The sequence below is a fragment of the Candidatus Methylomirabilota bacterium genome, assembly GCA_035315345.1.
In the GTDB taxonomy this organism is placed as follows: domain Bacteria; phylum Methylomirabilota; class Methylomirabilia; order Rokubacteriales; family CSP1-6; genus CAMLFJ01.
In genome coordinates, this window is the sequence record DATFYA010000129.1 from 36,424 (window position 1) to 44,089 (window position 7,666).

The window sequence follows — 7,666 nt, forward strand, 5'->3', positions numbered from 1 at the left end:
CCATGCGTCGAATCCTCGCCCAGGCGCGGAAGGATCTCACCCAGCTGCTGCGCGACCGCCTCGCCCTGGCCCTCGCGGTGGTGTTGCCGGTGGTGCTCACCGCGCTGCTGGGCACCACGATCTCGCTGACCGTCACCGACATTCCGCTGGTGGTCCAGGACCTGGACCAGACGCCGCTCTCGCGCCGCTACATCGACGCCTACCGCAGCTCGCTCACGTTCCGGATCGTCGCGCTCCCGATCGCGTCCTCGCCCGAGTCCGCCATCGCCCGCGGCCGCGCCCGCGGCGCCCTGATCCTGCCCGAGCACTTCGAGCGCGAGATCCGGCGCGGCCGCGTGGCCCGGGCCCAGCTGCTGGTTGACGGCACCGACACCAACACCGCCCTGCTCGTGCAGGGCGCGTCCGGGCAGATCACGCGCGCGTTCGTCCAGCAGCTGCCCGGCGACGCGCGGGCGCCCGCGGTGCAGACCGCCACCCGGCTCTGGTTCAACCCGGGCCGCGAGCCGCGCAAGTTCTACGGCCCCGGAATGCTCGTGCTGTCGCTGTCGATCTTTCCCACCGTGCTCGCCGCGCTGGCCATGTCGCGCGAGGGCGAGCAGCAGACGATCCTGCAGGTCTACGTCTCGAGCATCTCGGCCCACGAGTACCTCCTGGGCAAGATCCTGGCCGGGATGGTGATCGGGACGGTCCAGTGCCTGCTCGTGATCGGCCTCATGTTCACCCTGTTCGGGCTGCGCCTGGCGGGCGATCCGACGCCGCTCGTCCTCGGCAGCCTCCTCTTCCTCTTCTGCGTGGTGAGCTTCGGCACCTGGGTGGGCGGGGCCATCCCCAACCAGGCCGCCGCGGTCCAGGGGGTGTCGCTCGGCGGCTTCCTGCTCGCCTTCCTGCTCTCCGGCCTCATCTTCCCGATCGAGAACATCCCGCGCTCGCTCGCCTGGATCTCGAGCCTGGTGCAGGCGCGCTACTACATCGTCCTGGTGCGCGACGCGTTCCTGCAGGGCGGCGGCTGGCCGGCGGTGTGGTGGGCGGTGCTGATGATCGGCGTCCTCGGCGCCGGGTACTACGCCCTGGCCTGGCTCGCGATGCGGCGCATGCAGGTGAAGGCATGAGGGCGTGGGCCGGCCCGCGCTTGGGGGGGCGCTTCTGGGCGCTGGCCCTGAAGGAGCTGCGGCAGATCCGAGGCGACCGGCGGCTCGCCCTGTCGCTGGTGGTGCCGCCGATGCTCCAGATCCTGCTCTTCGGCTTCGCGCTGGATTCCCACGTGCGGGACCTGCGGCTCGGCGTGGTGGACGAGAGCGGCACGCATCCGAGCCGCGACCTCGTCGCCGCGATCACCGAGAATCAGACGTTCCGCCTGACCGGCTCCTACCACACCGCCGAGGAGCTGGGGGCGGCGCTGGCGACGGGGCGGCTCGACGTCGGCGTGGTGGTGCCCTACGACTACGCGCGCGAGCGCGCGCGGGGCCGCCCGGTGACCGTGCAGGTGCTCCTCAACGCCGCGAACGCCAACACCGCGCAGATCGCGCAGGGCTACATCGAGGGCGCGGTGGCGTGGCTGAACCAGCACGCCGACCGGGCGCCGCCCGCCACGGCGCGGACCGCCGCCGAGGTGCGCGCCGACGGTGACGAGGCGCGGCCGCCGCTGCCCCCGCGGGCCCGCGTGGAGATCCGCTCCACCTTTCTCTACAACCCGGGGCTGGTGAACACCTGGTTCATCGTGACCGGCATCTTCGGCACCCTGATCATCCTGAACGGCTCGCTGGTCGCGGGCGCGACCATGATCCGCGAGAAGGAGCGCGGCACCGTCGAGCAGCTGCTGATGACCCCGGCCAGCGCGCTCGAGGTGATCACCGCCAAGATCCTGCCGCTCTTCGTGCTGCTGATGGGCATGGTCGGGCTCGTCCTGATGGTGGCCCGCCTCGTCTTCCACGTTCCGTTTCGCGGCAGCCTGCTCCTGATGCTCGTCGCCTGCGCCTGCTGCGTGCTCACCGGGATCGGGATCGGCACGTTCCTGTCCACGTTCGCCCGCTCCGCGAACCAGACCCAGCTCATCGGGTTCTTCGTCAATCCGCCGCTGGCCATGCTCTCGGGGGCTCTGACTCCGATCGAGGCGATGCCCGGCTGGATCCAGCCGGTCACCCTGCTGAACCCGATCGCCTACTTCGCGAGCGTGGCCCGCGCGGTGCTCGTGAAGGGCGCCGGCCTCGAGGTGGTCTACCTGCAGCTCCTCGCTCTCGCCGCGCTCGCGCTCGGGCTCGTGGCGGTGAGCGCCTGGCGCTTCCGGAGCCAGCACAGCTGAGCGGGCTTTCTGCACGCGCGGGGCGCGGCAGGTCCGGCGCGCCCTCAGCCGCGCAGCAGCCGATCGGCGTCTTCCCGGGCCGTCTCCACGCGACGCCAGGACCGGAACGCGCGCCGCAAGTCGGAGTCGGGAACGCGTCCGGCGATCTGCTCCATGGTCTCGAGGGTGAGGCGGGCGCTGCGCGCCGCGCCCTCGGCGTCTCCCGTGGCGGCCTGGGCGCGAGCCAGGAGATGCGCGGCCTGCCACGTGAGCGTGGGATAGCCGATGCGGCGGGCGAGCGCCAGGGCCTCCGCGAGCTCGCGGGAGGCGTCGTGGCCCTGCCCGGCCTCGAGGAGGATCTGGCCGCGGAGCGCGAGGGCCTTGGCCTGATACTTGACCGATCCGGTGCCGCGAGCCTGGGCCAGCGCCTTGTCGGCCTGCTGAAGCGCGGGCGAGGCTTCGCCGGTCGCGAGCAATGCCTCGCTGAGATACAGGCTCAGGTGGTTCGACCACCGCCACCGGTGAGCGCCGAGTGCGTGCTTCTCGACGCGCTCCTGCGTCTCTTCCATTGCCGCGATGGCTCGACGAGGGTCGCCGAGGTGGAGCCGGTCCAGCCCCAGGTTGATCAGCGAGCTGACCTCCACGTTGGCGTTCTTCGCCCGGCGTCCGATGTCCGCGGCCTCGCGGTTGTACTCGGTGGCCCGCGCGAAGTCGCCGAGCTCCTGATAGAGCCAGCCCAGCGTGTTGGTGAGACGGCCCACGATGAACGAGTTGTTGCGCTCGCGGGCCTTGACGAGCCCTTCGTCGATCGTGACGATGGCTTCCCGGTAGTCGCCCAGGCCGATCTGGGCCAGGCAGAGGAAGGCCAGCGAAAGCAGCTCCGACAGCCCATCGTTGAGCTGCCGGGCCGCCGTCATGGCCTGGCGGCTCGTCTCGATCGCCCGGGTGAACTCCCCGCGCCAGTTGGCGTGGGCTCCGAGCCAGGTGAGGTTCACCGCGACGGTGTCCGCGAACCCGGCGGCCCTCGCGATGCCCAGTGATTCTTCGAAGAGACGGTCCCCCCCGGCCGGATCGCCCTCGGCCTGCGCCACCAAGCCGAGGTAGCAGAGGCTTCGGGCCACCACGTGCTGGTCCCCCGTCTCGCGCCCGATGGCCAGGGCTTCCTGGGCGAACCGGCGGCACTGGTCGATCCCTTCGCTGCTGAAGACCAGGAACTGGCTGTAGGCGATCTCGACCAGCGCCTCACCCTCGCGCACGCGGTCGCCGCCACGGCGAGCCGCCTCGCGCACGCGCTCGAACGCGGCGATGGAGTCCGGGTAACGGGCCAGTAGGCGCAGCACCTCGCCCCGCCGATGATGGACCTCCTCGATCCGGGTCGGCTCGATCGCGGGAGTCACTCGTTCGCTCGCCTCGAGGGCGCGCGCGTAGAGGTCGAGGGCGGTCTCGTTCGCGTACGCGGCCTTCGCGCGGTCGCCGGACCGGACGAGATAGGTGAAGGCCTTGCTCCACTCGCCCCCGTTCTGAAAATGATGAGCCAGCTCCTCGGCGTGCTCGGCCAGACGGTCGGCATAGATCTCCTCGATGGCCATGCCCACCGCCCGATGGAGGTCTCGCCGGCGCTCCTTGAGCAGGCTCTGATACGCCACGTCCTGGATGAGCGCGTGCTTGAAGATGTAGGCGGGCTCGGGTGCCAGACCGAGCTCGTAGATGATCTCGAGGTCCTTCAGCTCCTCCAGCAGGTCCGAGAGCCGCTCGGTCAGCCCCGCGACCCGCTGCAGCAGCCGCCCCAGGAACTGGCGCCCGATGACCGAGGCGAGCTGGACGGTGCGCTTGCCCTCCTCCCCGAGCCGGTCGAGCCGGGCCATGATGATGCCCTGGATGGTGTTGGGGACGTCGAGCGAGCCGACGCTCTGCACCACCTGGTAGCGGTCTCCCTCCCGCCGCAGCATGCCGAGGTCGAGCAGCGTCTTGATCACCTCCTCGATGAAGAGCGGCACGCCTTCGGCCTTCTCGAGCAGGGCCCGGCGGAGCGCCGGGGGCAGGTCGGCCGCGCCGAGCACGTGGCCGGCCATGTCCACCGCGTCCGTCTCGGACAGCGGGTGCAGGGTCAGCACGGTGTGGAAACTGCGGGCCGGGATCGCGGGCGAATAGCCCACCCGGTACGTGAGGATCAGCATGAGAGGCACGCCGGCCACCGCGTCGACGATCGACGCCAGATACTCCTCGGTGCCCGAGTCGACCCAGTGCAGGTCCTCGAAAACGAGCACGAGAGGCCGGCGCCGGGCCCCGCGGACGGAAAGGGCTCGGATCGCCTCGAAGCACTTCCCTCGGCGCGCGCCCGCATCCATGTCGAGGATCGCCGGGTCGCCCGGGTCGACGGACAGCAGGTAACGGACATATGGAATGTGGGCGTCGAGCTCTCCCATCCGGCGCATCGCGTGCTCGACCTTGGCGATGATTTCTGGCTCTCCGTCGAATTCCTCGATCTCGAAGTTCAGCCGCAGCTGCTCGATGAGCGGCAGGAACTGGATGGACTGACCGAAGGAGACGCACTGCCCCTCCAGCCACGTGGGCGACTCTCCGGACTCCGTCAGGGCGCGCCGGAACTCGAGAAGCAGGCGCGACTTGCCGATGCCCGCGTCGCCGGCCAGGGAGACGACTTGGCCCCGCCCCTGCTTGACGTCCGCGAAGCGTTCGAGCAGGGTTCCGACCTCCCGGGCGCGACCCACGAGGCGGGTGAGTCCCCGCTCGACCGCGGCGGAGAGCCGGGAGCGGCGGGCGCGGCTCCGCACGACCTCGAAGGCCCGGACGGGCGCGCGGCCCTTCACCGAGATCTCGCCGAGATCGAGAGTCTCGAAGAAGGTGTCGATGACGTCGTGGGTTGCCTCGCTCACCACGACGCTGCCCGGCCGGGCGGTCTGCTGGAGGCGGGCGGCCAGGTTGGTCGTGTCGCCCACCGCGGTGTAGTCCATCCGCAGGTCGTCGCCGATCTTGCCCACCACCACCGGCCCGGTGTGCAGGCCGATCCGCATCTGGAGGTGGAGGCCTCCCTGCGCCCGGAGCTCGCCATCGTAGTCCCGGAGCGCGCGCTGGATCGCGAGCGCGGCGTGGGCGGCGCGCCGGGGGCTGTCCTCGTGGGCGATCGGCGCTCCGAACAACGCCATGACCCCGTCGCCGGTGTATTGATTGATGGTGCCCTCGAACCGATGCACCTCGGCGGTGATGAGCTCGAAGCACCGATCCACGATGCGATGGACGTCCTCCGGGTCGAGCCGCTCGGCGATGGTGGTGAAGCCCGCGATGTCCGCGAAGAGGACGGTGACCTGGCGGCGCTCCCCCTCGAGCGCCGACCGGGAATTCAGGATCTTGTCGGCAAGATGCCGCGGCGTGTAGCCGACGACGGGACTCCGGTAGTCCAGCGGAGACGGCGCCGGGCCGGCGGGGGCCCGGCCTCCCGCGGGGACCGGGCCCGCTTCACCGAGGCGCTTGCCGCAGGCTCCGCAGAACTTGGCCTCCGGCCGGAGACTCGCCCCGCAGCTCGGACACGCCTTGTCCAGGGCCGAGCCGCACTGATCGCAGAAACGGTTTCCCGTCGGGTTGTCGGCCCGGCACACGCCACAGAGCATGTGGGTATGAGTACCACGGCGCGGAGCGTGCGCGGAAGACCGCGCGCACCGGCCCGCCGGAACTAGGACAGCTGCGAGCGGACGAGGCGCGCGCCCTCGCTGAGCGCCCGCAGCTTGCCGAAGGCGGTCTCGCGGGGCAGGTACTTCATCCCGCAGTCGGGCGCGGGCATCAGCCGGTCCGGGGTCGTGCGGGTCAGGCCGGCGCGGATGCGCGCGGCCACCTGCTCCGCGGTCTCGACCGCGGGGTCGGACAGGTCGATGACGCCCAGCACGATGGTCTTGCCCGAGAGGTCGGCGAGCACGCCGAGATCGATCTTGGGCTGGGCGGCCTCGATGGAGATCTGCTGCGCGGTGGTGGCGGCGAGCTGGGGCAGGAACGAGTAGCCGGTCGGCTTCTGGTGCCGCACCACCGCCGCGTAGCCGAAGCAGAGGTGGAGCGCGGTGGGCACCGTGATGCCCTCCAGCGCGCGATTGATCGCGGGCACCGCGAAGCGCCCGGCCGCCTCCGGATCGTTGCGCAGCCACGGCTCGTCGAGCTGGATGAGATCGGCGCCGGCGGCCTGCAGCTCGCGCGCCTCCTCGTTGACCGCCGCGGCCAGATCCATCGCGAGCGACTCCACGTCACGGTAGTGCTCGTTCTTGGCCTGCTGCGCCATCGTGAAGGGGCCGGGCAGGGTGATCTTGGCCGGGCGGTCGGTGTTGGCGCGGAGGAACTGCAGGCCGCGCAGCTCGACCGGGCGCGTGCGGCGCACGCGGCCGACCACGCGCGGCACGTGGGTCTGATTGCCGTAGCGGTCGGTGATCACCGCGGGCTGCGCCACGTCCACGCCGTCGAGGGCGGTGGCGAAGTGGTTCGAGTAGCTCTCGCGCCGGATCTCGCCGTCGCTGATCACGTCGATGCCGGCGCGCTCCATCGCGCGGATGGCCACGATGGTGGCGTCGTCCTGGGCGGCCTGCCGGAACGGCTCGGGCACCCGCCACATCGCCTGCAGCCGCACCCGCGGAACCCCCTTGGACAAGAGCGCCCGGTCCACGAGCCAGTCGGGCTGGGGATAGCTGCCGACCACGGTGGTGACGAGGGGATGCCGGGGGATCATGCTCAGGCTCCTTGACGGTACGCGGCCACCCGGCGCTCCAGGCGGCGGAGGAGGATCTCGTGCATCCCGGTGATCAGGAGCACCAGCACGATGCCGGCGTACACTCCGGGGCTGTTGAGCAGCGTGCGATGGCGGGTGATGAGGAAGCCGAGGCCGTCGGCCGCGCCCAGCATCTGGGCCACGATGACGCCCACGATGACGAGGGCCCCGCCCAGGCGCAGCGCGGCCACCATCGAAGGCAGGCTGGCGGGGAGCGAGATGTAGAGGATCTGCTGGGCGCGGGTGGCCCCGAAGGCGCGCGCGGTCTCGTTGAGCGCGGGGCTCAGCGCGGCGACTCCCGCGACCGCGGTGAGCATGGTCGGGATGAACGCGTAGATCGCGGCGAACGCGATCTTCGATTGCGAGCCGAGGCCGAACCACACCATCATCACCGGGTAGAGCACGACCAGCGGCACCGCGTAGGCGCTGCGCAGCACCGGCAGCAGCATGCGGCGCGCGGTCGCCGAGGCGCCCACCACCTGGCCGAGCAGGATCCCGCCCCCGCAGACGATGGCGTAGGAGGCCAGGATCTCGCCGAAGGTGGTGGGCAGGCTGCCGAGGTACTCGCGCCGGTCGGTCACGAGCGCGGTCAGCGCCTCGCTGAGCGGGGGCACGAAGAGGCGGGG

5 protein-coding genes are annotated in these 7,666 nt (G+C 71.2%); 2 read left to right on the plus strand and 3 right to left on the minus strand.

Features of this window, described 5'->3' with window-relative positions:
* Positions 1 to 2: 2 nt before the first annotated feature.
* Both VKN16_17640 and VKN16_17645 read left to right on the plus strand, forming a co-directional pair.
* Positions 3 to 1,109 (plus strand): ABC transporter permease, encoded by a 1,107-nt coding sequence (locus tag VKN16_17640; GenBank protein ID HME96032.1) that lies wholly within the window; start codon positions 3 to 5, stop codon positions 1,107 to 1,109.
* Positions 1,106 to 2,299, plus strand: a complete 1,194-nt coding sequence (locus VKN16_17645) for an ABC transporter permease (GenBank protein ID HME96033.1) — start codon at positions 1,106 to 1,108, stop codon at positions 2,297 to 2,299. The genes VKN16_17640 and VKN16_17645 overlap by 4 nt, the downstream gene beginning before the upstream one ends.
* Positions 2,300 to 2,343: 44 nt before the next feature.
* On the opposite strand, the gene VKN16_17650 is transcribed toward VKN16_17645, so the two are convergent.
* The 3 genes from VKN16_17650 to VKN16_17660 all read right to left on the minus strand — a co-directional run.
* Positions 2,344 to 5,904, minus strand: a complete 3,561-nt coding sequence (locus VKN16_17650; GenBank protein ID HME96034.1) for an adenylate/guanylate cyclase domain-containing protein — start codon at positions 5,902 to 5,904, stop codon at positions 2,344 to 2,346.
* A gap of 62 nt (positions 5,905 to 5,966) precedes the next feature.
* The gene (locus VKN16_17655) at positions 5,967 to 7,001 is read right to left on the minus strand and encodes a cobalamin-independent methionine synthase II family protein (protein HME96035.1); all 1,035 of its coding nucleotides are present in this window, start codon (positions 6,999 to 7,001) and stop codon (positions 5,967 to 5,969) included.
* A gap of 2 nt (positions 7,002 to 7,003) precedes the next feature.
* On the minus strand, positions 7,004 to 7,666 hold a 663-nt coding region (locus VKN16_17660), incomplete at its 5' end, for an ABC transporter permease subunit (protein ID HME96036.1).